Source organism: Kitasatospora sp. NPDC092286, from assembly GCF_044755565.1.
Lineage (GTDB): Bacteria > Actinomycetota > Actinomycetes > Streptomycetales > Streptomycetaceae > Kitasatospora.
In genome coordinates, this window is the sequence record NZ_JBIVRD010000065.1 from 1 (window position 1) to 26,224 (window position 26,224).

21 protein-coding genes and 4 pseudogenes are annotated in these 26,224 nt (G+C 69.4%); 9 read left to right on the forward strand and 16 right to left on the reverse strand.

Going from position 1 to position 26,224, the window contains the following annotated elements; genetic code table 11:
- Positions 1-116 precede the first annotated feature (116 nt).
- Both ACIQIB_RS37180 and ACIQIB_RS37185 read left to right on the forward strand, forming a co-directional pair.
- Positions 117-779, forward strand: a complete 663-nt coding sequence (locus tag ACIQIB_RS37180) for a hypothetical protein (RefSeq protein WP_400763522.1) — start codon at positions 117-119, stop codon at positions 777-779.
- Positions 780-901: 122 nt separating this feature from the next.
- Positions 902-1,351: a hypothetical protein gene (locus ACIQIB_RS37185; protein ID WP_363611844.1), complete on the forward strand. Its 450-nt coding sequence runs from the start codon at positions 902-904 to the stop codon at positions 1,349-1,351.
- A gap of 357 nt (positions 1,352-1,708) precedes the next feature.
- On the opposite strand, the gene ACIQIB_RS37190 is transcribed toward ACIQIB_RS37185, so the two are convergent.
- Both ACIQIB_RS37190 and ACIQIB_RS37195 read right to left on the reverse strand, forming a co-directional pair.
- Positions 1,709-4,039, reverse strand: coding sequence for a collagenase (locus ACIQIB_RS37190; protein WP_400763526.1), 2,331 nt, complete (start codon positions 4,037-4,039; stop codon positions 1,709-1,711).
- Positions 4,040-4,363: 324 nt separating this feature from the next.
- The gene (locus ACIQIB_RS37195; RefSeq protein ID WP_400763528.1) at positions 4,364-4,945 is read right to left on the reverse strand and encodes a TetR/AcrR family transcriptional regulator; all 582 of its coding nucleotides are present in this window, start codon (positions 4,943-4,945) and stop codon (positions 4,364-4,366) included.
- An 85-nt stretch (positions 4,946-5,030) separates the two neighbouring features.
- Here ACIQIB_RS37195 and ACIQIB_RS37200 point away from each other — a divergent pair, with 85 nt between their 5' ends.
- Entirely contained in the window at positions 5,031-5,708 is a 678-nt protein-coding gene (locus ACIQIB_RS37200) for a DsbA family oxidoreductase (RefSeq protein ID WP_400763530.1), read from the forward strand.
- Complete coding sequence (locus tag ACIQIB_RS37205; RefSeq protein WP_400763532.1) at positions 5,696-6,892, forward strand: hypothetical protein; 1,197 nt, start codon at positions 5,696-5,698, stop codon at positions 6,890-6,892. The genes ACIQIB_RS37200 and ACIQIB_RS37205 overlap by 13 nt, the downstream gene beginning before the upstream one ends.
- Before the next feature lie 320 nt (positions 6,893-7,212).
- Here ACIQIB_RS37205 and ACIQIB_RS37210 read toward each other — a convergent pair whose 3' ends face one another.
- A complete protein-coding gene (locus ACIQIB_RS37210) occupies positions 7,213-8,238 on the reverse strand; it encodes an alcohol dehydrogenase (protein ID WP_400763535.1) in 1,026 nt (341 codons plus the stop codon).
- Entirely contained in the window at positions 8,235-8,387 is a 153-nt protein-coding gene (locus tag ACIQIB_RS37215; RefSeq protein WP_400763538.1) for a hypothetical protein, read from the reverse strand. The genes ACIQIB_RS37210 and ACIQIB_RS37215 overlap by 4 nt, the downstream gene beginning before the upstream one ends.
- 309 nt (positions 8,388-8,696) lie before the next feature.
- Between ACIQIB_RS37215 and ACIQIB_RS37220 the strand changes: the two genes are divergently transcribed.
- Positions 8,697-9,428, forward strand: a complete 732-nt coding sequence (locus ACIQIB_RS37220) for a hypothetical protein (protein ID WP_400763540.1) — start codon at positions 8,697-8,699, stop codon at positions 9,426-9,428.
- A gap of 462 nt (positions 9,429-9,890) precedes the next feature.
- Here the strand turns inward: ACIQIB_RS37220 and ACIQIB_RS37225 are convergent, their stop codons facing one another.
- From ACIQIB_RS37225 to ACIQIB_RS37255, 7 genes and pseudogenes are all read right to left on the reverse strand, one after another.
- On the reverse strand, positions 9,891-10,388 hold the full coding sequence (locus tag ACIQIB_RS37225; protein WP_400656816.1) for a GNAT family N-acetyltransferase: 498 nt from the start codon (positions 10,386-10,388) through the stop codon (positions 9,891-9,893).
- Positions 10,385-11,710 carry a DUF6271 family protein gene (locus ACIQIB_RS37230; RefSeq protein WP_400763543.1) on the reverse strand — a complete coding sequence of 442 codons (1,326 nt, stop codon included), beginning with the start codon at positions 11,708-11,710 and terminating at the stop codon, positions 10,385-10,387. The genes ACIQIB_RS37225 and ACIQIB_RS37230 overlap by 4 nt, the downstream gene beginning before the upstream one ends.
- Before the next feature lie 459 nt (positions 11,711-12,169).
- Positions 12,170-12,547 (reverse strand): annotated as a pseudogene (locus ACIQIB_RS37235) (DUF6271 family protein); the annotation flags it as partial.
- Between the two features lie 652 nt (positions 12,548-13,199).
- Positions 13,200-14,741: an AAA family ATPase gene (locus tag ACIQIB_RS37240; protein ID WP_400763546.1), complete on the reverse strand. Its 1,542-nt coding sequence runs from the start codon at positions 14,739-14,741 to the stop codon at positions 13,200-13,202.
- A 23-nt stretch (positions 14,742-14,764) separates the two neighbouring features.
- Positions 14,765-16,273, reverse strand: coding sequence for a hypothetical protein (locus tag ACIQIB_RS37245; RefSeq protein ID WP_400656808.1), 1,509 nt, complete (start codon positions 16,271-16,273; stop codon positions 14,765-14,767).
- Between the two features lie 237 nt (positions 16,274-16,510).
- Entirely contained in the window at positions 16,511-16,780 is a 270-nt protein-coding gene (locus tag ACIQIB_RS37250) for a hypothetical protein (protein WP_400763547.1), read from the reverse strand.
- A gap of 239 nt (positions 16,781-17,019) precedes the next feature.
- Positions 17,020-17,157 (reverse strand): annotated as a pseudogene (locus tag ACIQIB_RS37255) (exodeoxyribonuclease III); the annotation flags it as partial.
- A gap of 462 nt (positions 17,158-17,619) precedes the next feature.
- Between ACIQIB_RS37255 and ACIQIB_RS37260 the strand changes: the two are divergent.
- A complete protein-coding gene (locus ACIQIB_RS37260) occupies positions 17,620-18,222 on the forward strand; it encodes a hypothetical protein (RefSeq protein WP_400656804.1) in 603 nt (200 codons plus the stop codon).
- Between the two features lie 152 nt (positions 18,223-18,374).
- Here the strand turns inward: ACIQIB_RS37260 and ACIQIB_RS37265 are convergent.
- A pseudogene (locus tag ACIQIB_RS37265) lies at positions 18,375-19,169 on the reverse strand (integrase core domain-containing protein); the annotation flags it as partial.
- Positions 19,170-19,194: 25 nt separating this feature from the next.
- Entirely contained in the window at positions 19,195-19,677 is a 483-nt protein-coding gene (locus ACIQIB_RS37270; protein ID WP_400763549.1) for a hypothetical protein, read from the reverse strand.
- Between the two features lie 67 nt (positions 19,678-19,744).
- On the opposite strand from ACIQIB_RS37270, the gene ACIQIB_RS37275 reads away from it, so the two are divergent.
- Entirely contained in the window at positions 19,745-20,014 is a 270-nt protein-coding gene (locus ACIQIB_RS37275; RefSeq protein ID WP_400656800.1) for a hypothetical protein, read from the forward strand.
- 98 nt (positions 20,015-20,112) lie between these two features.
- Here ACIQIB_RS37275 and ACIQIB_RS37280 read toward each other — a convergent pair whose 3' ends face one another.
- Complete coding sequence (locus tag ACIQIB_RS37280) at positions 20,113-21,549, reverse strand: hypothetical protein (RefSeq protein ID WP_400656798.1); 1,437 nt, start codon at positions 21,547-21,549, stop codon at positions 20,113-20,115.
- A gap of 186 nt (positions 21,550-21,735) precedes the next feature.
- Here ACIQIB_RS37280 and ACIQIB_RS37285 point away from each other — a divergent pair, with 186 nt between their 5' ends.
- On the forward strand, positions 21,736-22,263 hold the full coding sequence (locus ACIQIB_RS37285) for a transposase (protein ID WP_400763555.1): 528 nt from the start codon (positions 21,736-21,738) through the stop codon (positions 22,261-22,263).
- A gap of 21 nt (positions 22,264-22,284) precedes the next feature.
- On the opposite strand, the pseudogene ACIQIB_RS37290 reads toward ACIQIB_RS37285, so the two are convergent.
- Positions 22,285-22,425, reverse strand: a pseudogene (locus tag ACIQIB_RS37290) (exodeoxyribonuclease III); the annotation flags it as partial.
- 124 nt (positions 22,426-22,549) lie between these two features.
- On the opposite strand from ACIQIB_RS37290, the gene ACIQIB_RS37295 reads away from it, so the two are divergent.
- Entirely contained in the window at positions 22,550-24,094 is a 1,545-nt protein-coding gene (locus ACIQIB_RS37295) for a recombinase family protein (protein ID WP_400763551.1), read from the forward strand.
- Here ACIQIB_RS37295 and ACIQIB_RS37300 read toward each other — a convergent pair.
- Positions 24,069-26,224, reverse strand: a 2,156-nt coding sequence (locus tag ACIQIB_RS37300) for an amino acid adenylation domain-containing protein (protein ID WP_400763553.1), incomplete at its 5' end; no start/stop codon positions are given. The genes ACIQIB_RS37295 and ACIQIB_RS37300 overlap by 26 nt on opposite strands.

The window sequence follows — 26,224 nt, forward strand, 5'->3', positions numbered from 1 at the left end:
TCCCCCGAGTACCTCGCAGCACCCATGAGGACATCCTCTCCACGGACCCGAAGATCCGCTTCTCAGAAGTGTCCACAAACAGGGGTAAAGCCCACTCGGGTGCCTACACCTGGCAGATGGACACGATCGGGAGCAGGAACTGGGGGACGCTGGGGCAGCACCACGAAGTCACCCAGCTGGACTCGGGCTTTCTTGACGAGAACACCACGCTCGTCGTCCTGAACGCGGGCGGCAACGACTCCGGTTTCGCCAGTACCGTCAAGAACTGCGCCCTGCTGAGCTGCCCCTCCGACGCGAAGGTCAAGGGCGACATCGACAACACCGCCGCCCCGCTGAAGGACCTGATCAAGCACATCAACGAGAAGGCCCCGAAGGCCAAGATCATCCTGCTCGGCTACCCGAAGCTCTTCGACGTGGCCGGCGTGATCACCAGCGTGTGCTCGGTCATGAACGAGGGCGCGGCGATGTCCCTGAACAAGTGGGCCGACTACATGAAGGACTCCCAGCAGAAGGCCGTCGACGAGCTGCGGAGCGGGGACAAGCCGCTGCCGGTCACGTTCTACTCACCGATGGTGGAGTTCGAGCACCGAGGTGTCTGCGGTTCGGTCCCGGGCATCAACGACCTGGTGGCCGCGCCGACGACCAAGGGCGGCGGTGACTTCTCCTGCCCCGGAAGTGCGCTGCCGTGCCCGAGCATGGAGTCCTACCACCCGAACAACTCCGGGACGAAGCAGTACGCCCTGGCCCTCACCAACGCCCTGAAGGCGGCCGGGTACTAGGGTCTGTCGTCAGGCTCCCGCCGCCACGCAGGCGGGAGCCTGACGACAGGCCCCTGCATCCCGACAGGCCGTCCGACCCGCCGGGGCCCCGTACGGGCCCGGCCCTTTCCCGATGGGATCAGATGAAAGCCGTCCGCTGGGTGATGACCGGGCTCGCCGTCCTCGTGGCGCTGGCGATCGCGGCCGTTGTGGTGATCGTCCACCGCGACCGGGTCGAGACCGAGGAGCGCCGGGCGCGGGCGGCGGCCGGGGCGGAGGCGAGTGCCCGGACGTACGCGGCCAGGCTCGCCCCGGCCTTCGAATCCGGGCCGCAGACCGTCGATTCGCTGGAGGCGCTCGCCAAGGGCACGGCGGTGCACGTCGTCACCGCGGCCAGGGAGGGAGCCTTTGTCCAGGTCGGTGTGATGGCGGACGTGCTGTACCCGGGCGGGTGGAGCTCCGCCCAGGAGACGGTCTGTCTGCTGGCCGAGCTCTCCCGCAACGGCGGCCCGGTCACGGCGCAGGTGTCCGTCGTCCCGTGCGCGCGGATTCCCGCCGTCACGACCCGCGCCGAGACCTTCAGCGTGGGCTGAACCCGTCGCTGCCGGGGGCCTTCACCCGGCGGCGTGCCCGGTCGATGTGCTTGCGGGTCGCCGCCGGTGTTTCCGAACCGGTGTGCCAGGCAGTCACACACGAGGGTGACCGGGCCGGACTCCCCGGCCGCGACTGCGAAAAACCGCGAAAGCAGGGCCTCCTGGATCGCTCGTTGGCGTAGACGCCCTCCGAGCTACCACGAGGCCCTGCTGCCATGCCCGCTACCGACCGCGATCACCCGATCGAGACTTCCGTTCGATCGGCAGGCCCCTTGATCGGTACGACAACGGCTACTTGCACAGGAACCCTTACACGCCCGGGCCCTTCACCGCTCGCCCGAGGTCGTGGGTGTGCGGTTACTGGTACTGCGTGGTGACGCTGGCGCCGGTGAAGTCCTGCTGGGCGGCGAGGCTGAAGTAGACCCAGCCGGACGGCGGGTTGTTGATGGTCAGGGTCTCGTTGTTGCCGGCGTTGGTGGACTTCGCCTGGTAGCTGCTGGTGGTGGCCCAGCTGCTGCCGCCGTAGTACAGGTCGGCGTTGCCGGTGCCGCCGCTGCTGGTGATGGTCAGCTGCTTGACGCCGGCCGGCAGGTACAGGAAGTGGAAGCTGTAGTTGCCGGTGGTGGCCGCGAGGTTGTCGCGGCGGCAGTTCTTGTCGAACTGGCGCGGGTCGGCGATGGTGCAGAGCGGCGCGGCCGGGGCCGGGGCCTCCGGCAGGGGGCCGCACTCGTTGGTCGCGCAGGTGGTCTTCAGCCAGGTGGCGAAGCCGGCGTCGTAGCTGGTGCCGATGGTCTGCTTCAGGAAGGTGCGGGCACCGTTCCAGTCACCGGCGCGGTACTTGGTGAGCACGGTCTCGATGTCCGCGCGGTGCTCCTGGAGCATGTAGCGGACCGCCAGCCAGCCCCACCGGTAGACCCGGTTCGAGTTGACGTCGGCGTCCGCCTCCTGGCCGTAGACGGTGTCGAACAGCTCGCTGAGCTTGTAGGTGTTCTTACTGGCCTCGTTGATCGCGGCGGTGTTGCGCTCGTTGCGGTAGCCGTACGAGATGTTCTCGGCGATGCCTTCGACCCACCAGATGGTCGGGGTGGTCTGGCTGGCCTCGAAGTCGCCGTACATGTTGTAGCGGCCGTCGAGGTAGTGGGTGTACTCGTGGTTGAGGTTCCAGATCTGGAAGTCGGGGCGCAGCCAGCTGGCCTCGTGGGCGATGAAGCGGGCCTGGTTGCCGGGCTTGGCCGGGTCGCCCTCCTCGTACATGCCGCCGTTGTCCACGTCGATGTCGTAGAAGGCCCAGGCGTACAGCGAGTACTGGGTGTAGTCGTCGAAGACGACGACCTCCAGGTTGGTGTTCACGTCACCGGGGATCGCGCCCTTGTCGCCGATCACCTTGTGGAAGTAGGCGTCCTGGTTGATCAGGCTGGTGCAGGTGGTGGCCAGCTGCCCGGGGGACATGTCCTGGGCGCGGATCTTCAGCCCCGGGTTGCAGGTCTGCTGGATCGGCAGGATCACCGGGAGCAGACGGTCGTTCAGGTCGCAGATGGCGTAGGCCGCGCAGTTGCCCTTGTCGAACTGGCGGGTGGCCCAGCCCAGGTTCATGGTGATCGGAGCGGTGGGGCCGACATTCGGGTAGCGGTTGATCAGGTCCTTGAGCAGCGGCCGCAGCCGGTCCTTGAGCTCGGGGACGTCGAGGGCGTAACCGAGGTAGCGGCCGATGTTGCTGACGATGTCCAGGCGGTTCAGCTGGGAGTCGTTGCGGGTGATGAAGCCGGCCCAGGTGTCGAGGATGCCGGGATCGGCCTTGAGGGCGGCCTTCCAGCCCTGGCTGTCGGTCTTGGAGTCGAAGCCGTCCTTGATGACCCAGTCGAAGTGGTCCAGGGAGAGGGTCATCAACTGGGGCCAGGTGCCGTTGTAGTTGGCGAGCACCCACTTGACGACGCCGGCGTACCGGCCGAGCGTGTGGGTCTGGCCGATCACCGTGACGACCTCGTTGAGGGTGTCGCCGTTGGCGTCGGTGACGTCCTTGCTGTGCGGGGCGGCGAAGAAGGCGTCCAGCGCGCCGCGGGCCGCGGTGTCCAGGGTGGCGCCGTAGCTGCCGACCTCGTTCGGGCGGGTCTCCTGCACGTAGTAGCCGGCGCGCAGGAACATCACCAGCTGCCCGATGGACGTGCTGTTGTCGCCCGGGTAGGTGGCGGAGGTGTCGCGCAGCGCGTTGGCGACGGTCACCATCTGGGACTCGCGGAAGGCCTTCCCGGCGTCGGCGCCGGTGAGGTTGAACAGCGGGTAGGCGCAGGAGACGTTCGGCAGTGCCTTGAGCTGCTGGACCAACGCGCTGCCCGTGGCGTTGATCACTCCGGACAGGTTCGGACAGGGCTCCCCGGCGGTGGCCGAGAACTGCTTGGCCGCCTTGGCGGGCTCGCTGACCGGGGCGCCCGGCGCGGTGGCCTCCTCGGCGTGGTCCTGGGCGAAGAGCTTGAAGGAGCTGTTGTTCCTGGCGTCGGGTGACTTGGGGACCGGGATCGACCGCGGCGCCTGGGCGGCGGGTCCGGCGGCGTTCGCGCCGGCCGGGGCCGTGGCGCCGACGGGGGCGGCCTGGCTCTGCGGCGTGAACAGGCCGAGCGCGATGAAGAAGGCCGCGCCGAGCGCGGGGAGTCTGCGCGCGTTGACCTTTGATATCCGGGAGGGACGCGTCATCTGTGGGGGCCTCCGGGGCCGTTGTGACCGCGTGTTGGGGCGCGGCCTGTCGATGTGTGACATGTAAAATGGCACATGTCGCATAGCGCCGGGAAGACCCAGGACCGGATTGCCGTCCACCGCAACCGAAACGTTGTCAGATCGGGCGGCTCCGGAGCTGCTCCTGCCGAGAACGTCATCCGCCCTGTTCAGACCGCGTCCCGCTCGAACTCCCCCGAGTACCTCGCAGCACTCATGAGGACATCCCCTCCGCGGCCCCGAAGATCCGCTTCTCGGAAGTGTTCACAAACAGGGGTGAAGCCCGGACCGGCGCCTGACCCCTCGTCACGTGGCGGTGGTGCCCGCCGGGCCGGCTGACAGCAGTCGTGCCGCTGCCCCGCGCGCGGTGCGGGCGGCGTCGGTGTCACCGAGACCGACCCGGGCGCACACGGCTCCATCGGCGAGCATGAGTACCAAGGCGGCGGCACCCTCCGGGGCGTCCGTTCCCGCAGCGGCGGCGAGGCCGGTGAGGTAGCGGAGGATCTCCCGCTTGTGGTCCCGGATGGCGACCCGCACGGGGTGGTCGGGGGCGGGGTACTCGGCGGCGACGTTCACCAGGTCGTTGCCCCGGTAGGCGGGATCGGCGAACTCCTCGCCGAGCAGGTCGAGGATGGCGAGGAGCCGGTCGGCCGGTGCCTCGCGGCTCTCGGCGAGCGCGCGCAGCCGCGCGCACCACGCGTCGTTGCGCCGGCGCAAGACCGCCTCCACCAACTCGTCCTTCGACCGGAAGTGCTGGTAGAGCGTCGACTTGGCGACCTCTGCCGCACGCCAGATCTCGTTGATCCCCACCGCACGCACTCCGCAGCGGGTGAACAGATCGGCAGCGGCCTCGACGATCCTGGCACGTGTCGTTTCAGGAGTGGTCATCGGTTGCCTCCGACGGGCGCGGGAATGGGTACAGCTCGACTGCTGTTCGGATCGAACAGACTAGTCGGTTCGATGAGGAGGGCACATGTTCACGATCGACGTGTTCAGCGATCTGATCTGCCCCTGGTGCTACATCGGCGGACGCCGCTTGAAGCGGGCGGTCGACATCGTCGAAGGACGCACCGGCGCCGAGTTCCGGATCCACTACCGCGCGTTCGAGCTGAACCCGGCCATGCCCCTGGCGGGGATGGACCGGCGCGCCTACCGGAGCGCGAAGTTCGGCAGCTGGGAACGGTCGCGGCAACTCGACCAGGGCACCGTCCTGGCCGGCCGCGGCGAAGGCACCGCCTTCGACTACGAGAAGATCACCAGGACGCCGAACACCCGGGCCGGACACCGCCTGATCGCCCTGGCGCAGCGAGAGGCAGGGCTGGGTGCCGTGATGGCGGACCGGTTGTTCGCCGCCTACTTCGCCGAGGGACGGGACATCGGCGACCCGGCCGTGCTGGCCCGGCTGGGCGAAGACGACGGCCTCGCCGTCGGCGTGGCGCAGCGCCTGGACGACCCGGCACTGGAGAGGGCCGTGCGTGCGGACGAGGAAATCGCCGAGCAGCTGGGGCTGCGAGGCGTGCCGCTGTTCATCCTGGGCGAGCGTGCGATCAACGGCGCGGTCGAGGTCGAGCGACTCATCGAAGCCCTGGAACGGCGGGCGACCAGGCCCCAGGCCGGAGCCGTGTGCGATGAGGGGGCGTGCTCGCAGTGACCGCGACGCCCGACATCACGTCGGTCGGCATCGTGGGTGGGTCGCTCGCGGGCCTGTTCCACGCGGTCGCGCTCACCGGGCTCGGCCTGGACGTCGACGTCTGGGAACGCTCCACGGGCCGCCCCGACGACCGCGGCGCCGGCATCGTGCTGCAACCGGGCGTCGCCTGGTTCCTGCGCGAGCTCTGCGGCGTCGACCCCGACCGCGTCAGCGTCCCCGTCACCCACAGGCAGTTCTTCACCGGGGACGGGAACGTCCGGATCATGCCCATGCGGCAGCAGATGATCTCCTGGGGAGCGATCTACCAGGCCCTACGGGACACGCTGCCCGCCGAGCGCTACCACGACGGGCAGCCGGTGACCGCCCTCGTGCCCGGCCCCGCAGGGGCCACCGTCCATGTCGGCGAGGCGGCACGGGCGGTCGACCTGGCGATCATCGCGGACGGATCCGCCTCCCGGCATCGCGGACTCGTCGCACCGGACGGTGCGCCGCGCTACGCCGGCTACGTCGCCTACCGCGGTGTCATCGACGAAGCCGACCTCCCCCAGGAGCTGGCGACGCGCTTCGGCGACCGGTTCAGCTTCTGGGACGGGGAGCGCAGCCAGTTCCTGTGCTACTTCATCCCGGGCGACAACGGCACGACCGCAACGGGCCACCGCCGGATGAACTGGGTCTGGTACACACGGGCGGACCCGCCCGAACTCGCGCGCATCACCACCGACCGAAACGGCACCCGCCACGGACTGTCACTGCCGCCGGGACTGCTCGCACCCCAGGTCCGCACGGACCTCCTGGCCAGCGCACGCTCGACACTGCCAGAGCCCCTGCGCCGGCTGGTGGAGCACACCACGGAACCCTTCCTGCAGGCGATCCTCGACGCACGCGCCACCAGGATGCGCAACCACCGGATCCTGCTGACCGGGGACGCCGCCTTCGTGGTCCGGCCCCACACCGCCGCCAGTACGGAGAAAGCCGCCGCCGACGCCATCACCCTCCTCCACGCCCTGCAGCAGGCGCCGTCCGCGGACACCGCCCTACAGGCCTGGGAACGGCTCCGCCTCGCGGAGGGAACCGCCATCCACCGCCAGGGAGTCAGCCTCGGGCGCAGGCTGGGCCTCAGCGGCCCGGAGACAACCGCGGGCACCGACGATCGGACCTGGTGGGGCGCGGAGCGGCGCAGTTGACCGTGCACCGGTAGGTAGCCGGTATCGGCCCTTGCCCGGGCGGGTTTCCAGGGACGGAAGACGCAGTACTCCTGAACCGTGCCAGGGTGTTTTCGACAGGGTGAACGGTGAACGGGAGCCACTCGGGCAGGGGGAGTGGGAGCCACGATGCTCCGAGCCCGAGTGGCGCGGCGTGGCGAGCGCCGTCATCGGCGACTCGCCCCACCGCGCGCACCCGGCCCGCATGCCGTTCCCCGGCCACGGCCGGTGCACGCGTTCCCCGACGAGCAACGGCCGGCCGGTGATACCCGAAGGGGCGGATGCGTCAGCGGGTGGCGAGGTCAGCGGGTGGCGAGCACCATCCGGAAACGGGCGGCGCCCGAGAGCATCTTCTGGTACGCCGCAGCGGCCTGGTCCAGCGGCACGACCTCGACCGTCGGGCGGATGCCGTGCAGAGCGCTGAACGCCATGGTGTCCTGCACATCCTGCGCGGTGCCGGACGGATGGCCGCGCACGATCTTGCCGCTCATGAGCAGCTGGACCGGGCTGATTCCCAGCGGGTCGGCGTCCGCGCCGATCACCACCAGCTCGCCCCGGTGTGACAGCCCGTCCACGGTTGCGGTGATGGCGCTGGAGTTGGCAGCGGTGGCCAGGACGACTTTGGCGCCACCGAGGGACTGCAGCGCGTCTGCGACGGTGGTGTCCGCCGTGCTGTCGATGTAGTGGTGAGCGCCGAGCCGCTTGGCGAAGTCGGCCTTGTCGGCTCCGCGGGCGATGGCCACGGTCTCGAAACCCATCGCGGCCGCGTACTGCACCCCCAGGTGGCCGAGGCCGCCGATGCCGAGGACGGCGACCAGGTCGCCCGGCCGGGCGGAGCTGCGCCGCAGCCCGTTGTACGTGGTCACCCCCGCGCACGCCATGGGCGCCGCATCGGTCGCCGCCAGCGCGTCGGGGATCCGGGCCAGGGCATCGACCGGTGCGATCACCGTCTCGGCGAAGCCCCCGTCGTATGCCCATCCGGGGACCTTGAGGTTCTCGCACACGATGAAGTCGCCCTGTCTGCAGGGTGTGCAGTGGTGGCAGCTGCCGCCGAACCAGCCAACGGCCACTCGGTCGCCGACCTTCCAGTCGGGGTGGTGTCTCAGTTCGCCCAGCGCCTCGATGCGCCCGGCGATCTCATGGCCGGGTACCAGCGGAAATCGGACGCCAGGTAACCCGGCCTCCACGAAAAGGACGTCGCTGTGGCAGATCCCGCAGGCATCCACGGCAACCCGTACGTGGCCGGGGCCCGGCTCCGGTACCTCGCGCTCAACGATCTCGAATGGCCCGCCGGCGGTGGCGACCTGTGCAACTCGGTATGTACTCATCTGGCTCTCTCCCGGAAGAGCGCGACGGCCCCCTCAATCCAGCAGATCAGCTTCGACCCGATCGCGCGCGCCGAAAAGGGAACGGGCGCGAGCGAGCCCACCGCCATGCCCGACGGGTTGACCTGCGGGTGGAGCGGGCCGGCGAGCATGACGCGGGTCCGATCTCCTTGAGGCGTCCCATTCCCCGGAGGCCACTCACCTCATCGCGTCGGCAGTTTCAGGCGCCCCGCCGCCGGAGGAGTGAGTAGGCGCCATGTATCACTCAGAAGGATCAACCGCAAGTCAATTCTCGTGTCTTGTAAATAATATGACTATCTGTCAGTTCTCCAAATCCTTGCTCTGCCACCCGTTCGGCCCCCCATTGGCGACCCTTCCATATGCCCGATATGACCGCCGTCCGTACGTTCAAATCACGCGCCGGCGGCTCAACCGGCCGCTCAAGGACCAGGAGAAGTTCCATGCAGATCACCCGCACCACCGTCATCACCGCGGCCGTAAGCTCCGCCGCGGCCCTGGCCGTGACCGGCCTCACTTACGCCTCGGGCGCCCCCCAGTCGACGACCCAGGCGGCCCCGGCCGTCCAGCAGGCAGCCCCGGCCGTCCCGCAGGCGGCCCCGGTCGTTCAGCAGGCAGTTCCGGCCGTTCAGCGGGAGGCCGCTCCCGCACAGGCGTCCTTCGTCAACGAGAGTGAGGGCAGGGGTGACGAAGGCAGGGGCGGCGAGGGCAGGGGCGGCGAAGGCAGGGGTGGCGAAGGCAGGGGCGGCGAGGGTAGAGGCGGCGAGGGCAGGGGCGGCGAGGGCAAGGGCGGCGAGGGCAAGGGGCACCGGGGGCACCGGGGGCACCGTGAGGAGGGCCGGATCCACATCAACGAGCGGACGTACTCCGCTCGCTGGGACGGCTGCATCACTGTGGTCAGTGGCCTGGGCGCCAGGAGCCTGAACATCCGCAACGAAAGCCACCGGACCGTCGAGGTCTTCCGCGGGGCGGTCTGTGACGGCGGCGCTGCCATCGCCACCGTCGGGCCCCGCAGCTCCAGCGACGGTGTGGACCCGCGTTGCACCGAGGGCGTCTTCGTCGAGAACGGAGTGGTGGCCAGCTTCCGGGTCGTCCGGGGTCACGAGGGCGGCCGCGAGCGTGGCCGCGAGGGCGGCTACGAGGGCGGCTACGAGGGTGGCTACGAGGACTACTGATCCAGGCCTTCTTCAGGAGGCCTGAATCGCAGCCCTCGGATACCCCGATGGGGTCGGGAACGCGCTCGGTCCAGACCTTTCTCCGTGAGCGGCAAGAGCCTGGTCCAGCGTCGCGATACGGTGGTCTGAATCCTCGTGACCGTCCACTTCGTCGGAGTCGGCCCGGGCGCCGCCGGCCCGTGAGGCCGAAACACCGCCGGAGAGCTGGATCACGCCGCGATCGGCGTTGTGCCGCCTCCCGGACGCCCTCGCCCGGCTCTTGCCGGGCGGGGCCTCCGGGAGGCCCGCACCTTCCGGGGGCGCCGTCGCAGGACTACCTCCGGCGACCGGTCCGCTCCTCAAGATCAACTCAAATGAACAGTGTGAGCGGTCGACTGGCTCAAGGCGGCCCGGTCGCCTCACCACATCGGACTCATTCATCCGGGCCGAAGGAGTGGTGATTCGTCCAGGTGCCCCCGCAGGTCAGTGCACCGGCATCGACATGTAGACCGCACGCCGCCCGTAGGACGCGGGGACGGCCACCTCCCGGTGTGCGCGGTAGCCGATGAGCCGCAGCAGGATGTCCGCCCCGCGCACCGCGACCATCGAGATCCGCTCGAAGCCCAGCTCCTCCGCCCGCGCCCGGAAGTACCGCATGAACCCCAGCGCGACGTCCCGGCCGCGCAGGTCCTCGGCGATCACCAGGTCGTGCACGTGCAGGTTGCCCGACTCGAACACGGCGTCCTCCGCCTGGGCGAGGTCCGGGCAGCGCAGCGGCGGGTACGGCAGGCTCAGCAGGTAGCCGCGGACCGTGCCGCGTTGCTCCAGCACGAAGCAGGTCTCCGGCGAGCCGAGGGCGCGGGACTGCAGTGCCTCCCGGCCCTCCGACAGGCCGTCGGCCGCGTAGGCGTCGTGTTCCAGCGCGACCACGGCGTCCCAGTCGTTGTCGGTCAGCTGCCGTATCAGGATGTCCTCGTTCACCCGGCCGCCCCGTCCACGCCGGGGCGGAGTCCCTCGGCGCGGGCGGCGGCCGCCATCCCCGCCCAGGCGTCGATCAGCACCGCCCAGCGCTCGGCGTCCTCCTGGGCCTCGTCCAGGAGCTGCTGCCGCTGTTCGGCCACCACGTCCGCGAGCTCGGCGTACTTGCCGCCCAGCTTGCGGTAGGAGCGGTCCAGGACGTCCAGGCAGTGCTCGTTTCCGGCCCGGTCCCAGTCGACGCTGCCCCGCACCAGGTCGAGGATCGGCTCGACCTTCAGCCCGTGCCGCTCGTCCAGCAGCCCGCGGCCGAGGTCGATCATTCCGCCGTAGACCGGGTAGAGGTACAGCATCGAGAGCAGGAACTTGACGAACCGCATCTGGTAGGAGATGAAGCCGGCGCCGATGCGGCGCTCGGGCGTGTAGTAGTTGACGATGTGGCGGTTGTGGACGACGCCGGGCAGCCGGGCGTGGACCATGGCGTGCAGCAGGGCGTAGTCGCAGCCGATGGTCTCGATCGAGGGCAGCAGCGGCAGCACCTCGTAGGCCCGGTGGTCCAGGGCGATATTGCACATGTAGACGTCCCAGATGTCGGGCACGCCGAGGACGGATTCGTCGGTGCTGAACGGCTCGGAGCCGGTTCCCTTGAAGGAGACGTCCACCATCGCGTCCCTCTCCTCCTCCGACCACACCGGCGGGGTCCACAGGCGCACCAAGTCGCGGTAGACGGCCGGGTCCATCTCGTGGATCTCGCCTATGTCCACGTTGAGTTCGCCGATGAAGGAGCCGCTGACCAGCATCACCGGCTTGTCCGCGTCGGCCGGGTCGAGCTCGGAGCGGGACACGCCGGCCACCGCGTCGCCGGCCGGCCGGCCGATCGAGAGCAGCTCGTGGTGGATCGGGAAGATCTTCTGACCGTCGACGACCTGGAAGTCGGCGTCGTCGTTGCGCAGGTGCGCCGAGGTGCAGCCCAGGGCGGCCGCGCCCAGGAAGAGCCGGTTGACGCAGGAACCGTACGCGACGGCCTGCGGGAGCATCAGGTCGAGCAGCAGCTCGGGGTCGGCGGCGCCGGAGCGCTCGGCCACCCGGCGCAGGAACTCCCGCTGCTGCGCCTCGCCGAGGTGGTGGACGAAGACGCCGGGAGTGGGGGCCAGTGAGGCCACGGCGTCCGCGTTCTTCGCGAATTCGGCGGCGTCGGTGGTGTCGAGGACGAGGAGGTGCACCTCGACCCCGAAGTTCGCGACGGCGTAGGCCGCCTCCTCGGCGAGGTCCACGATGGTGCCGGGGCAGGAACGCATGGTGGGCAGGGCGAGGCAGACTCGTTGCATGGTGTGGGATTCTCCGTCTGATCGTCAGATTCGTTACAGCAGTTGCCAGTTGAGTGCAGGATGGTGCACTGGGCGGCGGCTCTGGCCGGCCCGTCGTGCCACCACGGACCAGGCCGCTTGTGATGTCAGAGATCCACAGCGGGGCCCGGCGGGGGTGGAATGCGCCCCCTCCGCACGATCGGCCGCAGACTCTTCCACCCTCGCCGAGGTCGGGGCAGGCCGCCTCCACCAGAGGTCCCCGGGCCCGGATCGGGTGGGCGCATTCTTCGGCGTCGGCCTGGGCCTCGTCGAGCAGGCGCTCCCGCGGCGGCGCCGGATGGCCGGCGAACCCGGCGTACTTGCCGCCCGGTTTGCGGTAGACGCGTCGAGGACGTCGAGTCGGCGGACGTTCCGCGCCCGGTCGCCGCCGATGCCCGTCGTCTCGCCGTAGACGGGGTGGAAGTAGAGCATCGAGAACGGGAGCCTCGTCAACCGCACCTGGTGGGCGATGAAGTCGCTACCTGAACGGCGCCTCGGTGTGCAGTAGTTGACGATGGGTCGATTGTGCGCGACGCCGGTCAGGGCGGCATCGAGGACGACGTACGGGAGGAAGTGGTCGCTGCCGACGGTCTCGGTGGCCGGTGGCGGCGGCACGCGCTCGTACACGTTCGGTGCGGGGAGAAGCTCGCCGACGGTCTTGGCGTGGTCGGTGAAGGTGGTGTCGTCCGAGGAGTCCAGGAGCAGGAGGCGGACCTCCACGCCGAAGTTCCCCGCCGCGTATACGGCCTCCTTGCCCATGGCCGCGATCGAGGCGGGACGGGCCCGGCTGGTCGGCAGGGCCAAGCAGGTTCTGCGCATGCGGGCGTCTCCAATCGATCGTCAGATCCATGTGCCCGTCCGGGGACCAAGGCACGGCAATGCCACATGGCTCACTCAAGGCCGCGGTGAAGTAGTTGAGTCAAGGGAGTCGATGAGTCCCGAGCGGTGTCAGTGCCGGGTCGCGCGGCTCCGCCGGACTCATGTGGACGACCTTGCTTCACCAAGGTGGACTAGACCAACTTTGGTGTCAACGGGATGCTTTCAGGGATCGGGCGGCGCACGCCGACACTGCCCGATCGGGCAAGCGCCCCTGCCCTCGCACGGACTTCGGCAGGGCTCGCCGGGCGGGGTCCGAGGATGCGGTCCGCGCATCGGTGGTGCGCGGCGACCGAGGGCAATGCGCGGATCGGCTCGCGTGCAGGGGGGCTACAGCTCCCGCAAGATCCGCACCTACCTGCGGTGACTCGGGCACAGGGTAGGACGCAGCACCCCATCGGCGCCCGTGGAGAGCGTCAGTCACGACCGTTCATGATCGCGGTTCCGGTGACGCTCCGTGGCTCCGGCACGGAAAATGATCCAGAACCCGTTCTGAGCCGTTGCCGACAGACGTCTGCAGCGTAGAAATCGGATCGTTCCGATCACGGCCGGGCGAGCTGTCCCGATACCTGATGAGGAGGCGGTGCGCTTGGGGTTATTCCCGGTCGAGCGCGCCGATGGCGTGCGCCGCGTGGTCGATCTGCCGCTGCTCCGCCTGAAGAACTCCGTGGCGTGCGGCGGCGGTCAGGCGTCGACGTACGTATCGGGTCATCGCGTCGCTGTCACGTCCTACGCGGACGACGGTGGCCGTGTCCGCTACGGCGCCCAGAGCGTCCAGGAGATACCGGTCGTCGGGCTGCGACAGGTCAGGGCCTTCATGCGGTGACCGGCGGGTCCCCACGATGACGCGGGTCATCGGCAGTGTGGCGAGCCGGCGCAGGATCCGGTCTGCTGTCGCCAGAGGTGAGTACGCTTCGTCGAGGGCGTCCACCAGCAGCGTGAACGGCTGGCCGCGTCCGCGCATGCCGTTGATCAACCAGTCGCTCTGAACGTTCAGTTCCTCACTGGCGGGCGGGGTCTCAAGTCCGGCCGCTCGGGCGATCCGTGCCACCAGGTCCCGAGGAGTGGCGCCGGTGAGGTGGACAACGGCGTGGAACGGGTCGCACGGCTGGGGCGAGGCGGCCGGGAGCGGTGTCAGCTGGCCGGCCGCTTCAAGGACTCGCCGCAGTTCGGGCTGGGTGTGTACGAGAATGTGTCCGAGCAGTGCGGACTTGCCCGAGCCCGCTGCTCCGGTGATCACGAGCAGGCCCCTGTGCACAGTGTCGAGCCAGGTAAGAATCTGGTGGCGTTCTTCTTGCCGACCCTCGAAGTACCAGGCTTGTTCGCCGAGTTCGGCACCGCTGGCTTTGGGGACGAAGTGGCGTCGTTCGTCGTCGGAAAGCTTGTCCAGGACGGTTTCGATCTCGGCCAGCTGGTCCAGCGACGTCTGAGTGAGCACGGGCACTCTGCGGTGGAGCATGGCACGGCCCGGAACGGTTTTCACCTCCACCGGACATCCGTCGAGGTTCCGGCGGAGCTCTGTGGCAAGGTGCCACAGGTCGATGCTGTCGTCGGCACGGAAGGTCACGGTGAGGACCGTGGACAGGACCTTGCGGAACGTACCCAGGTTCGCGGTACCTTGCCCGGACGTGGCCACCAGCAGGAAGTTGCGCGCGCCGGCGGGGTCCCGGTTCACGTCCGCACTCATCAGCTCGACGAATCGGGCGGATTTGCAGGCGTCGATGATGACGATCGCCCATCCGTCTTTTCCCTTACGATGCGCCTCGCGGGCGGTCAGGTAGCTCACCAGCTGTTGCGGGGTGATGCCGCTCGTGGCGAGGGGGCGGGGGCTGAGGGCATGAGCGAGCAGTGCCCTTTGGTCCCCGTCGCTCTCCCCGTGCCCGGTCCAGTACAGGATGGTGTCCCCGGCGTTCTGCGGCTCGGACCACTCCCGCAGCCGCCCGTCGACCGCCTCCAAGCCCCGGTCGATCTCCTCGACTTCCCAGTCACGGGTCTCGGCGCCGAACGGTGCGAGCAGTTCAGCGATGCCGGCGACCTCGGTCTTGGTGTCGAGCGGGGGGTGATCGCGGTACTGGCCGATGGCGACCGGGAAGAATTGCAGCGGTCTTTCGGCGTTCCCGCCGATGGCGGCATTCATGCTGCGGTGTTCCACGGTGCGCGTCAGCTGTCGTCCGGCTCGGCCGCCAGGACGAGCTGGGTGACCGGGGCATTGCCTCCGCTCTCGACCCGCAGCCGGTACAGCCCCGGCGCGGGCAGGGTCACCCGAGCGCCGATCGTATCGTCCTGCCAGCCGAAACGGGGCGTGGCAATCCGCCGGTCGGTCTCGGCGTCGTGGACGCTACAGGTGACGCCCGCGTGCGTGTCCGTACCCGTCAGCCGGACGTTCCAGCCGGCCCCGGCTTCTACGGCATCCGGCACATCGAGACCGATCTGACTCTCGCCCATGGGTGGACCGAGAGGCTCGTCCGGAGAGGTGATCACATTCCGCACGTGACGGATGACGTCACTGTCCCTGGACATCGGACCGTGCTGCAGCGGGAGATGGGTGACCGCGGGGCCGCCGAGGGAACCGGAGTCGCGATACACGGTCCCGTCCCCCGCTAGGTCAACGCGTTGCGGCACACCAACGGCGTCACGAACCAGTTGACCGTCGGAGTGCGTCCGGAAAGTAACGTACTGCGCGTGGACCACCCCCTCCTTCAACCTCATGCTCTGCACGGTCGGCTGAGCCACTCCGACGACGGCCCGGTGACCGGGCAGCGAGCGTCCGTTGAGGCGCATCCACTGCTGGAACTCCTGTGACCGGGCGGCGAGCTCCCTGTCGCCGCCGAGTGCCTCGATATCGCTCGGGGTGAGGCGGCGTACCTCCCGGCTGTCGTCGACGCACCGGAAGCCCGGGAGCAGGTCATGTATACCGGGCAGCGTGGTTGCCAGTGCCTGCATGCGGCGTCGGAGAAGCGCGCCCGGCCCCCGCGCGGCGCGACCGCCTTTGCCGCGGTGACCGTTGAGTATCACGGCAGCTTTGACCGCGCCGTGGAAGGGAGTGCCGAGGGTGATGACCGCGCGGGTGTCCGGTTCAAGATCAGGGGTGTGAGTCAACGCAGCACGGGTCACCAGGCCGCCCATGGAGTGAGCGACGAAGACCAGCTGGGCCGGGCGTTCGTCGGCCCGAAGCCGCCGGATCCGGTCGTGGGCCGGATGCGCACGCCATGCGCTGAGGTGGCGGCGGGCGGCCTCGGCGAGGAGCGCCGCGTTGACGCCGACCGGCAGTCTCCAGTCGTAGGCGAACGCCAGTACCGCCTTGGGATGTGCGACGACCTCACCCACGCCGCGCACCAGATCGGTATACGGCTCGAAACCCTGCAGAAACGGTGCCCAGCCAACCCGCTCCAGCAGCCCAGTAGCCCGCACCCGGCCGAACCGGCCGTCCTGTTCGTCGGGCGTGAGGTGCAGGGGGAGCATCCCATCGGGTCCTAGCCAGGTATCCGCCATTGACTTGACGCCCAAGCCCCAAATCCGAGCACCTGTCACCGTGTCCTGCAGCGTGCTGCCCATGATCCCGGGAACCACGATCACGGCATCCTGGCTCGTGTCGCGGCCGACGGGCGGAACCGCCGCCCACAGCTCGTCGGATGCGCTGTGGGAGCCGGGTGGCAACTGTCGCGTCATGCCCCAAGACAATAGCCAACCATGCAAGGGAAGTTGGTGAGTTGCGCCGGTTGCCCATCGCTGTATCGGCGCAACCGACTCCCTGCTGGGGCTGCGGCGAACGAGGCCCGATAGAAGGCACCGGCCAGCACGGGTGTTGTGGTTGCGTACTCGGCTCACTGGCCTGGGTGCGCGGCTTGGGCGGGACCGAGTGCTTGGCCGGGTTGTGGCGCAGCTGCCAGGAGCGGACCGCGGCGTTCAGCGCGTTGCGCGGGGTGGCCACGACCCGGTAGACAGTGACGCGCCCCGGCTGGTTTTCTGCTGGACGGTGACCCAGTCGTCGATCTGCCTCGGGCGCAGGTCCAGGATTCGGCAGCGGCCGAAGGCCGGGATCAGGTCCCGCTCGACACAGTCCTCGTACCTGGCACAGGCGTTCGGCGCGAGCACCTTCTTCTTCGCCGCCAGCCACTCCCGCAGGCAACTCGTCACGGGGGTACGACTGACTTCATACACCCCGCGGCTCACCATCGACGAGGTCGACCGGGGAAGACATGTTCAAGACGGCACGCCGCTTTCAGAGCACGCTTCGCGGGTGGTGAGTAGGCGGCCTCGATCAGCCTGCGGCGATCTGGGCGGCCAGAGGCCTGCGGCCCCGGCTGTGGTCGCCGACTGCAACGGATGCTGACGGGCCGCCGGATTGCCGCTGCGCGCGTCGGTCCCGGCCGGGCTGCTGATCAAGGACGGGCAGCCCGGCTTCCTGATTGTGGTCAGGACTTGAGGTCGTAGGCCACGGTGACGGGGGCGTGGTCGGACCAGCGTTCGGCGTGCGTGTCGGCGCGCTCGACGTAGGCCTCGACCGCCTTGGCGGCGAGGCCGGGGGTGGCGACCTGGAGGTCGATGCGCCAGCGGATAGACGCCTTTTCGAAAAAGGTCCACCCGTTCGAGTGCAGCTTGTTCGAGGGTGCCTGCTGGCCTTGGAGGTAGGGGGAGGCCCATGGGCATCATGACGGTTTCGGCGCCGGTTCGGGCGGTGGTTGGTTCGCGTATCGGTTGTGCGCGGATTGTCACCACCGCATAACAGTCGGCGATGGTCAAGGAGCGGCACAGGATCGGGCCCACCGGCCGGGACCGCGCGGCGAAACCCCGGACGGACATCGCTCCGTGTGAGAGGTTCGCCCGTTCGGCTCAGCGAGGATGACGGCCAGGAGACGGCGCCCGGAGACCTTCCTAACGTTGGACCCCGGGAGGCTGCATCCCCCGCGGAGCCCGGCCGAGGACCTCTCGCCCGTCGGCCACCGCTCACGCCGAACCCGGCAGTCGACTTCCACCGTGACCACGCAGGGTCCGGGTCGAAGGAGATGAAGGACATGAACACCACGCGCACCGCCCGCACGCCCGCGACACCCGCACTGAACGGGTGCCGGACATCACGCCGCCGCCTTCGGGCACGGATCGGGCTCGCCGCGACCGCCACGGCCCTGTCGCTGCTGCCGATCGCCCCGTCCACCGCCAGCGCGGCACCCCACCTCCCGCTCACACAGATCGTGCGGGAGGCCAAGGTGAAGGCGCAGCAGGAGCACCCCGGCTCGCAGTTCTACGACGCGGACGCCGTCCTGCTGACACCCACGACCAACCCCAATGACGTCCAGGCCTGGTGGATCCGCTTCCGGGCCAAGGGCTCGGAGCCGTCCTTCCAGTACAAGTACTCGACCACCGGTCAGTACCAGAGCACGCAGCCGTGGAGCGTCCCGATCGGGATCCAGGCCATCTCCCCGTTCACCATGACGGAGGTCCAGGCCCACGATCTGGCCGTCAAGGCCGGGCACACCGGCGCGTTCAAGCCCCTGTACCTCAATGAGCCGGTCGTGCAGAACCCGCATCCCACCTACTACTTCTGCATTCCCAGCGAGGGCAGGACGGTGGCGGTGGACACCGTGACGGGCCACGTCACCACGCCGTGGTCGTGCTAGTGACCACGGTGTGAGCCCTGTTCGGTGGCCGTCACCCAGCGGGGGTGACGGCCATCGGCGGCCGGCAAGGGCCGCCGGCCTGGAGCGCGAAGGGCCGCCGCCGCACGGACCGGCCAGAACGCTGCCCTTGCCGAAAACGTCATCCGCTCTGATCAGGCAGCATGTTGGTACTCATGGAGGAGGCCGCCGAGTCGGTCGCGTCGTCGTATGTCGAGGCGGGCGATTTGCCCTGGATCGGTGATCGGTTGGGGGAGTGGGTGGGGTGGGCGGGCGTTGGCGATGCCCTGGTGTGGCCGGTGCCCGTTGTAGAACGTCTCGAACTCGCGCAGGGAGTGCGGGAGATGGCGCTGGTCCCAGATCAATGTCCGGTCCAGTAGTTCTCGCCTGCAGGTTTGTACCCGGCGCTCCATGATGGAGTTCATTCTCGGCATCCGGACGCCGCCGAGTACCACCTCGATGCCCGCGTCCTCGAGTACCTCGTCGAACAGCTGCGGGAGCTTCCCGTCCCGGTCCCGGATCAGAAAGCGGGCCCGGCAGCCGGCGTCCTCAAGATCCATGGCGAGATTCCTCGCCGTCTGGGCCACCCAGGCTGCGGTCGGATGCGCGGTCACGCCCAGGACCCGGATGCGGCGGCTGGCGTGTTCGATCACCGCGAACACGTACAACCGGGCCCCGGACAGGGTGACTGTCTCGAAGAAGTCGCATGCGAGGAGCGCGTCGGCCTGGGAGCGCAGAAAGTCCGCGCACGTGGTGGAGGTCCGCTCGGGTGACGGCGGGATCCGGGCCTTCTGGAGGATCTCCCACACTGTGGACGCGGCCACCTTCACGCCGAGGACGAGAAGCTCGCCGTGAAGGCGGCGGTACCCCCACCCCGGATTCTCTGCGGCCAGGCGCAGGACCAGGGCGCGGATGGAGCGTACGGTACGCGGCCGCCCTCGCGTGCCGGGCCCATGGCATCCGGGCCCGGATCCGCTACGGGGCGAGTGAGCCGCTGAGCTGGAGGGTCGTGTGGTCGGACGCCACACTCAGGGAGGTGGTCACCTCCCCGTCCGTCCGGCGCGGGACCATGGGCGAGACCTGGGCGGACTGCCCGTACGCCGCGAACTGGCTCTGGACCCAGGACTTCCGCTCGTCACCGGCGTGGCCGTCCAGGATGAGGTCGAAGCCCTGCACCAGGGTGGCCGCCATCGCCGCGGACGGTGCCCCGTTCGCGGCGAGGACGATGTTCCTGGGCCGGCCGTCCCCGTCGGCCTGGATCATGACGATCAGGCTGTACGCCTCGGGGAACTCCTTCAGCGCCTCGTACCGGACGTGGCCGGGCAGCCCGGCGCTGACGGCTCGGATCTGCTGGACGTGGAACTCCAGCCCCCACCGCTGCTTCAGCCGTTCGGCCACGGTGTCGGCCTTGGGGCCCGGGAGGGCCGAACCCCGCCAGTACGGCGTCTGCTCAGCCATCGGCACCGCTTCCGGCGGCTGGACAGCCGTCGGCTGGGCCCCGGTCCCCGGCAGGGGCACGGACGGGGTGGGAACGGCGGTCGGCCGCTCGCCGGCCGGTGCGGTCGGCGCGGCTCCCGGATCGGCCGCCGAGCCGGCCGCCGGACTGGCCGCCGACGAGGCCGGACCGGAGGCGCCGTGCGCCGGTGACGACACTGTGCCTGACGCCTGTCGGGATTCCCCGGTCGCCGCGTTCGGCGGCTTCGGGCCGGAGGAGCACCCGGCGATCGGGAGCGCCACCACCAGGAGCAGGGTTGACAGCGCCACCGGGGACCGGCGCCTTCGGTACGTCACGTGATCAGCCTTTCGGATGCTGGCCGGGAAGGGCATCGATCCGGCGGCGGGGTTGCCGGTCGGCGAGGGCGGAGCCCTCGTGTCCGGTCGGGACGTGTCGGGTCAGGGGGTGAAGGCGACCGCGTCGATCGCGATGTCCGGCCCGCTGAAGCCGCCCGTGTCGACCAGGTTACTCATCTGGACTCGAGCGCCGGAGCACAACAGCATGTTTCCGGTGCCGAGTTGGTACCAGCCCTGCCCCGCCGTCTTGGTCTGCGACTGGTCCAGGTAGTAGGTGCTCGGGATGAGGCCCTGTCCCATCGTGCCGCAGCCCGAGTAGATGTAGTACGGCACGTTGGTCGCCTGGGCCCCGTGGGTGGGGAGGTGGATGAAGATCTTGTAGGCGGGCAGCGTCAGCTCGGGAGTCCAGGTCGCCACGACCTTGTGCGAGATGTTCTTCGGGATCTGGGGAGGCGACTTGTACCAGCCGTAGTTCGCGTACTGCGGCTGCGTGACGGTCCCGTTGTCGTAGGTGTGGGTGAAGTACATCCGGCCGCCGTAGCCGGCGCCGAACTGGTGGAGGTCGATCTGGGCCAGGTAGGCGGCGTGGGAGTAGTTGTCGCCTGTGCCCAGGCCGGCCGTGCGCACCTGCTCCCACTTGCCCTCGAGCATCTGCAGGGCCGCCGCGATGTTGGCGGCGTAGTCCGTCACGATTGCGGACTTCTGCGCCGGGCTCCAGGTCGTCGTGTCGGTGGCGGTCATGCCGGTGGTGATCTGGCCGATGCCGTAGCCGCAGTCCGCTTTGCTGTAGTTGATGGCGACCGGGACGGTCCGGCCCGCGGCGGCGTCGGCGCTGCTCCGAAGCAGGTTGTCGTTGCCGTAGTAAACGCCGGTCGCTGGGTTCCCCGCGTCGCCGGCCACCGCGTGAAAGGTCGCCTGGGACAGGTTGCTCTCCTGCGCGATCAGGCCGAGCAGCACCTGCGCGGGGACCAGGCCCTTCTCCTTCTGCGGGCCCAGGCCGGGCTCGGGGAACATCCCCTGGGGTGTGTACGCCGGCTGGCCGGCGCCCAGGTAGTTCGCCGGCCGCTGGACGTTCAGGCTGTTGGTGACGGCCCGGTCGACCGCCCACTGGACCATGGCCGGGGTCGGCTGCATGGCCTGGGCGTTCGGGTCGTTCCGCTTCACGGCACACTTGGGGGTGGCCCACTTGGCCTCGGTGGCCGGATCCGTGCTCACCAGGCCGCCGGTGACGTCACCCCAGGTGGAGCCGTCCTCCGAGGTGAGCGCGGCGACGCTCCCGGGAGCGCCGCCGACCGTCCTGTCCTCCGGTGCGGCCTGCCCCTCGGTGCTCGCCGTCGTGCCGGCGGCGTCGCCGGTCAGCAGGGTCGGTGCGGCGGGGTCGGTGGTCACGGTCCCGTCGGACCGGGCGCCGCTGTGCACCGCGCGCACGCTCGCCCTGATCTGCTGCGCGGCCGCGTCGAGCGGTTCGCCGTGCGCGGCAACCCGGTTGACCCAGGCCGGTTCGACGCTCTCGGCCAGCAGGTGGCCCTGCTGGGACACCGCCGTGACCTGCTGATCGGTGGCCAGTGCGGCCGGGGCGCCGGGCGCGTCCTAGCCCGCCCGTCGGGCGATCGAGCGTGACGATGCGGCGGTCGAGGTGTGGAAGAAGGAGACCTGGCCGCGGGTAAGAGCATTGCGGCGGAGCTCGGAGCCTGGCTGGTCTTCGAGGACGAAGCCGGGCAGTCGATGACGCCGCCGCGCGCCAGGACATGGGGCCGGATCGGGCAGACGCCCGCGGTGCGGGTTCGCGGCCGGGGCTCGGGCCGGGTCTCGATGGCGGGCATGACCTGCTACAAGCCGGGCGAGCGGTCCCGGCTGATCTACGCGATCCGCGAGTACCGGGGCCGCAAGGGCCAGCCGAAGGGCTTCGGCTGGCGCGACTTCCGCGACCTGATCATCCGCGCCCGCACCCAGCTTGGCGGCCCGATCGTCCTCGTGTGGGACAACGCCCGCCTCCACCTGACCAAGCCGCTGCGGGACTTCATCGAGGCGAACGCCGAGTGGCTCACCGTGTTCCAGCTGCCCACCTACGCACCGGACCTGAACCCGCAGGAGGGCATCTGGTCGCTGGTCAAGCGCGACATCGGCAACCTCGCCGCCGCCGACCTCGGCCAGATCACCAGGGCCGTGAAACACCGCCTCAAGCAGATCCAGTACCGCCCGGACCTGGTCGACGGGTGCCTCGCCGGCACCGGCCTGATCATGGACGGCTGACCGACATCACCCATTCAAGTTCTAGTAGTTGTTCAGCTTGAATACCGCTGTGACGGGTGCGTGGTCGGACCAGCGTTCGGCATGGGAGGCTGCTCGTTCGACGTAGGCCTCGACGCATTTCTCAGCGAGGTTTCTAGTAGAGACAACTAGGTCAATTCTCCAGCGGAACGACGCCTTTTGTAAAAGGTCCACCCGTTCGAGAGTGCCCTGTTCGAGGGTGCCTGCTGGCCTTGGCGGCAGGGGGAGGCCCATGGGCATTGTGACGGCTTTGGCGCCGGTTCGGGCAGTGGTGGGTTCGCGTGTCTCGGACACGCACGGGAACGAGGGAAAGGTCTCGCACCTGGTGCAGGCGGAGTCGGCGACTCGGCACGCGGTCTCGAAAGAGTGGGAGATCGTCGGGTCCTTCGAGGACCTGGACGTCTCCGCCGAGGTCACGCCGTGGAAGCGCCCGGACCTGGGCCCGTGGCTCACCGAGCGCCAGGGCGAGTGGGACGCGATGGTGTGGGCGAAGGTCGACCGGGCATTCAGGTCCGCGAAGGACTGCGCGGACCTCGCCCACTGGGCCGAGGAGAACCACAAAGTCCTGGTCTTCACCGACGACGGGATCACCCTGGACTACCGGCAGGGTCGGGAGTCGTCGTTCGGGAACGAGCTGGCAAAGGTCTTCCTGATGCTGGCGTCGATCTTCGCCGAGATGGAGTTCAAGCGGATCAAGACCCGCGTCACCGCCGCGCACAAGCACCTGCGAAAGACCGACCGCTGGGCCGGCGGGCAGCCGCCGTACGGCTACCGGATCGTGGACCGGCCCGGCGGCGGCCGCATGCTCGAACCGGACCCGGTGACGTCCGAGGCCGTCCGCTACATGGGCCAGCTTCTCCTGGAGGGGCAGAGTCAGTGGATGATCGCCACCGCTCTGGAGGCCGCTGGCTTCGACACCCCGTCGATGCACGCGTTCAAGAATCAGGGCGAGTCGTACACGAGCAAGCGCAAGACCGCGCCGTCGAACCACTGGAACCCGACCAGCGTGGGCAAGATCCTGCGCTCGCCGGCGACGATGGGCCTGAAGCTCACCGGCCGGTCCGTGAAGGCGCGCAAGATCGCCCGGGATGCGAAGGGCCTGCCGATCCGGATGGCCAAGCCTCTGTTCACTGAGGAGGAGTGGGCCGCGATCCAGGTCGCGATGGACGAGCGGTCGGTCACGAAGGAACGCTCGAACGGCGCCTCGCCGTGGCTGGGCGTTGCGCATTGCGATCGGTGCGGCGACCGGTTCTACCGGCAGGTGAACCTCGCCAAGAACGGAAAGATCTACGAGTACTACCGGTGTGCGAAGACGGCCGGCAAACCCGCCTGCAAGGGCCAGTCCGTCAAGGGCGAGCGCGTCACCGCGGCGATCGCCGCCCTGGTGGAGCGGTTGGCCGGCCTGGCGATGACTGTGCGCAGGTTCATCCCCGGTGAGGACCACACCGAGCAGCTCAACCACGTCACCGTGGCGATGAAGGATCTCCGGGAGGAGAAGCGCCGCAACCTGTTCGACTACCCCGGCGGCGACGACGAGTACTCCGAAGCCCTCGAGATCCTCGTCGATGAACGCCGCCGCCTTGCAGCCCTCCCACAACGCCCCTCCGCCTGGGTGGAAGTCGAGACGGGCCAGACCTTCGCCGACGCCTGGACCCAAGCCGACCAAGAGCACCGCCGCCAACTCCTCCTCGGCCTCAAAGCCCGCCTCTACATGACACCCACCACCGACGGCTGGTACCTACCCGCCGAACTTCAAGCACGAGTACGACAGCTGGAAGGCGCCGGACCTATCGGAGCATGTTCTTTTCGATGACCGCAGCGATGTCGGCAAGCCACGGCAGGCCGCCCATCTGGTCGTGGTGGCAATCGATCTGGTGATCCACGATCCGTCCGGTGACGTACGGCCTCCACGCGTTGACGGTCGGCGAATCTGCCAGGCGGCCCACGGTCGCCGTGAAGAAGAGCACGTCGCCGAGGAATCGGCTGGTCGTGGGTGACTCCCGGTCGATGACGAAGTTGTTCCGGATGGCACTGAACAGGCTCTCCAACTGGCCGTCGTCCAGTCCGGCGAGTGGGTGCCCGGCGGCGCGCAGGGTCTCCCGGATCATCGGGTAGTCCAGCGCCCCGTCGGCCGTCTGCGGCGCCTCGACACCGATGGCCCCGAACAGCGCCGATATCAGTTCCTGGTCGCTGCGGTCGAACCGTTGGCCTTCGGCCATCGGGTAGGAGTCCAGCAGGGCGAGCAGGGCGACCTCCTCGCCCTCCGCCTGCAGACGGGCGGCCATGGTGTGCGCGATCCGTCCGCCGAGGGACCACCCGAGTAGGTGGTAGGGCCCGGTCGGCTGGACCGCGCGCAGCTGCGCGATGTAGTCCTCCGCGACCTCCTCGATGGAGGCCGGCCGCTGGTCGGCGTGGAGGATGCCGCGCGTCTGCAGGCCGTAGACCGGCTGGTCCTTGTCCAGGCAGCTGAGGAGCGCCGCGTACGTCCAGGCCAGTCCGCTCGCCGGGTGCACGCAGAACAGGGGCGGTCGGTCGCCGCGCGGGCGCAGCGGCAGGAGGACGTCGAGGGCGGCCGTCGAGTCCGGCATGCCCAACCGCTCGGTGAGGCCGGCGACGGTGGGGGTCTCGAACAGGGTGCGGAGCTCCAGGTCGACGCCGAGGAGGTCGCGGATCCGGCTGGCCAGTCGTGTGGTGAGCAGGGAGTGCCCGCCGAGGTCGAAGAAGGAATCGTCGATGCCGATGTGGTCCAGTCCGAGGACTTCGGCGAAGGCGCGGCAGAGGACCTCCTCCTGGGCGGTGCGCGGGCCGCGGGTCGACACCAGGGCGGAGAAGTCGGGTGCGGGCAGCGCGCGGCGGTCCAGCTTCCCGTTCGGGGTGACGGGCAGCGCGGGCAGCACGACCACGGCGTCGGGGACGAGGTGGTTCGGCGCCAACGTGCCCACGTAGCGGCGCAGTTCGATCCCGTCGATCCCGGCGGCGGTGGTGGTCGGAACCACGTAGGCGACGAGCTGCTGCTCGCCGGACCGGTCGGTGCGGGCGACGACCGCGGCTTGGGCGACGTCCTCGTGCCGGAACAGGGTCGCCTCGATCTCGCCGAGTTCGACCCGGACGCCGCGGACCTTGAGCTGGTGGTCGGTGCGTCCGAGGAAGTCGAGGGTCCCGTCCGCGCGCCACTTCACCAGGTCGCCGGTGCGGTACATCCGCTCGCCGGTGCCGCCGAAGGGGCAGGCCACGAAGCGTTCGGCGGTGAGCGCCGGCTTCCGGAAGTAGCCGCGGGCCAGGCCGGCGCCCGCGAGGTACAGCTCGCCGGTGACCCCTGCCGGGACGGGGCGGAGATCCGCGTCCAGGACGTAGCAGCGGACGTTGCCGAGCGGGCGGCCGACCGGGATGTCCTGGTCCTTGGCCAGTGTGCTGCCGACCGGCTGGTAGGTCGAGGTCATCGTGCCTTCGGTCGGCCCGAACTGGTTGACCAGGCGCCAGGACCGGCTGATCGCCGCCGCAGCGTCGACCTGCGGCCAGGTCAGACGCTCCCCGCTGACCATGCCCAGTCGCAGGCAGCGCGACGGCTCCCTCCCGCGGGTGCGCGCCGCCTCCGAGAGGGCACTCAGCATGGACGGCACCAATGACAGGACGGCGGTCACCTTCTGCTCGGCGATGACGTCGAGCAGGGCGTCGTGGTCCCGCGCCGTCTCGGACGGCACCAGCACGACCGTGCCGCCGATGGTGAGCGGGCCGAATAGGTCCCGGACCGATGCGTCGAAGGAGATCGACGCCAGGTTGAGGACCACGTCGTCCGGCTCCAGACCGATGGTGTCGGTGAGGTAGGCCAGGTAGTTGACCACGCCGCGGTGGCTGACGACGACGCCCTTGGGGGTGCCGGTGGAGCCGGAGGTGTAGATGACGTAGGCGGGGTGGGTGGGTTGGAGGGGGTGGGTGCGGTCGG

Excerpts from the sequence above, each read along its gene's own strand:
- ACIQIB_RS37210 (WP_400763535.1), bottom strand. The coding sequence starts at position 8,238 with ATGAGTACATACCGAGTTGCACAGGTCGCCACCGCCGGCGGGCCATTC.
- ACIQIB_RS37245 (WP_400656808.1), bottom strand. The coding sequence starts at position 16,273 with ATGACGCGACAGTTGCCACCCGGCTCCCACAGCGCATCCGACGAGCTG.
- ACIQIB_RS37185 (WP_363611844.1), top strand. The coding sequence starts at position 902 with ATGAAAGCCGTCCGCTGGGTGATGACCGGGCTCGCCGTCCTCGTGGCG.
- ACIQIB_RS37230 (WP_400763543.1), bottom strand. The coding sequence starts at position 11,710 with ATGCAACGAGTCTGCCTCGCCCTGCCCACCATGCGTTCCTGCCCCGGC.
- ACIQIB_RS37220 (WP_400763540.1), top strand. The coding sequence starts at position 8,697 with ATGCAGATCACCCGCACCACCGTCATCACCGCGGCCGTAAGCTCCGCC.
- ACIQIB_RS37195 (WP_400763528.1), bottom strand. The coding sequence starts at position 4,945 with ATGACCACTCCTGAAACGACACGTGCCAGGATCGTCGAGGCCGCTGCC.
- ACIQIB_RS37180 (WP_400763522.1), top strand. The coding sequence starts at position 117 with ATGGACACGATCGGGAGCAGGAACTGGGGGACGCTGGGGCAGCACCAC.
- ACIQIB_RS37250 (WP_400763547.1), bottom strand. The coding sequence starts at position 16,780 with ATGGTGAGCCGCGGGGTGTATGAAGTCAGTCGTACCCCCGTGACGAGT.
- ACIQIB_RS37285 (WP_400763555.1), top strand. The coding sequence starts at position 21,736 with ATGACGCCGCCGCGCGCCAGGACATGGGGCCGGATCGGGCAGACGCCC.
- ACIQIB_RS37215 (WP_400763538.1), bottom strand. The coding sequence starts at position 8,387 with ATGCTCGCCGGCCCGCTCCACCCGCAGGTCAACCCGTCGGGCATGGCG.
- ACIQIB_RS37240 (WP_400763546.1), bottom strand. The coding sequence starts at position 14,741 with ATGAATGCCGCCATCGGCGGGAACGCCGAAAGACCGCTGCAATTCTTC.
- ACIQIB_RS37190 (WP_400763526.1), bottom strand. The coding sequence starts at position 4,039 with ATGACGCGTCCCTCCCGGATATCAAAGGTCAACGCGCGCAGACTCCCC.
- ACIQIB_RS37200 (WP_400763530.1), top strand. The coding sequence starts at position 5,031 with ATGTTCACGATCGACGTGTTCAGCGATCTGATCTGCCCCTGGTGCTAC.
- ACIQIB_RS37270 (WP_400763549.1), bottom strand. The coding sequence starts at position 19,677 with ATGGCTGAGCAGACGCCGTACTGGCGGGGTTCGGCCCTCCCGGGCCCC.
- ACIQIB_RS37260 (WP_400656804.1), top strand. The coding sequence starts at position 17,620 with ATGAACACCACGCGCACCGCCCGCACGCCCGCGACACCCGCACTGAAC.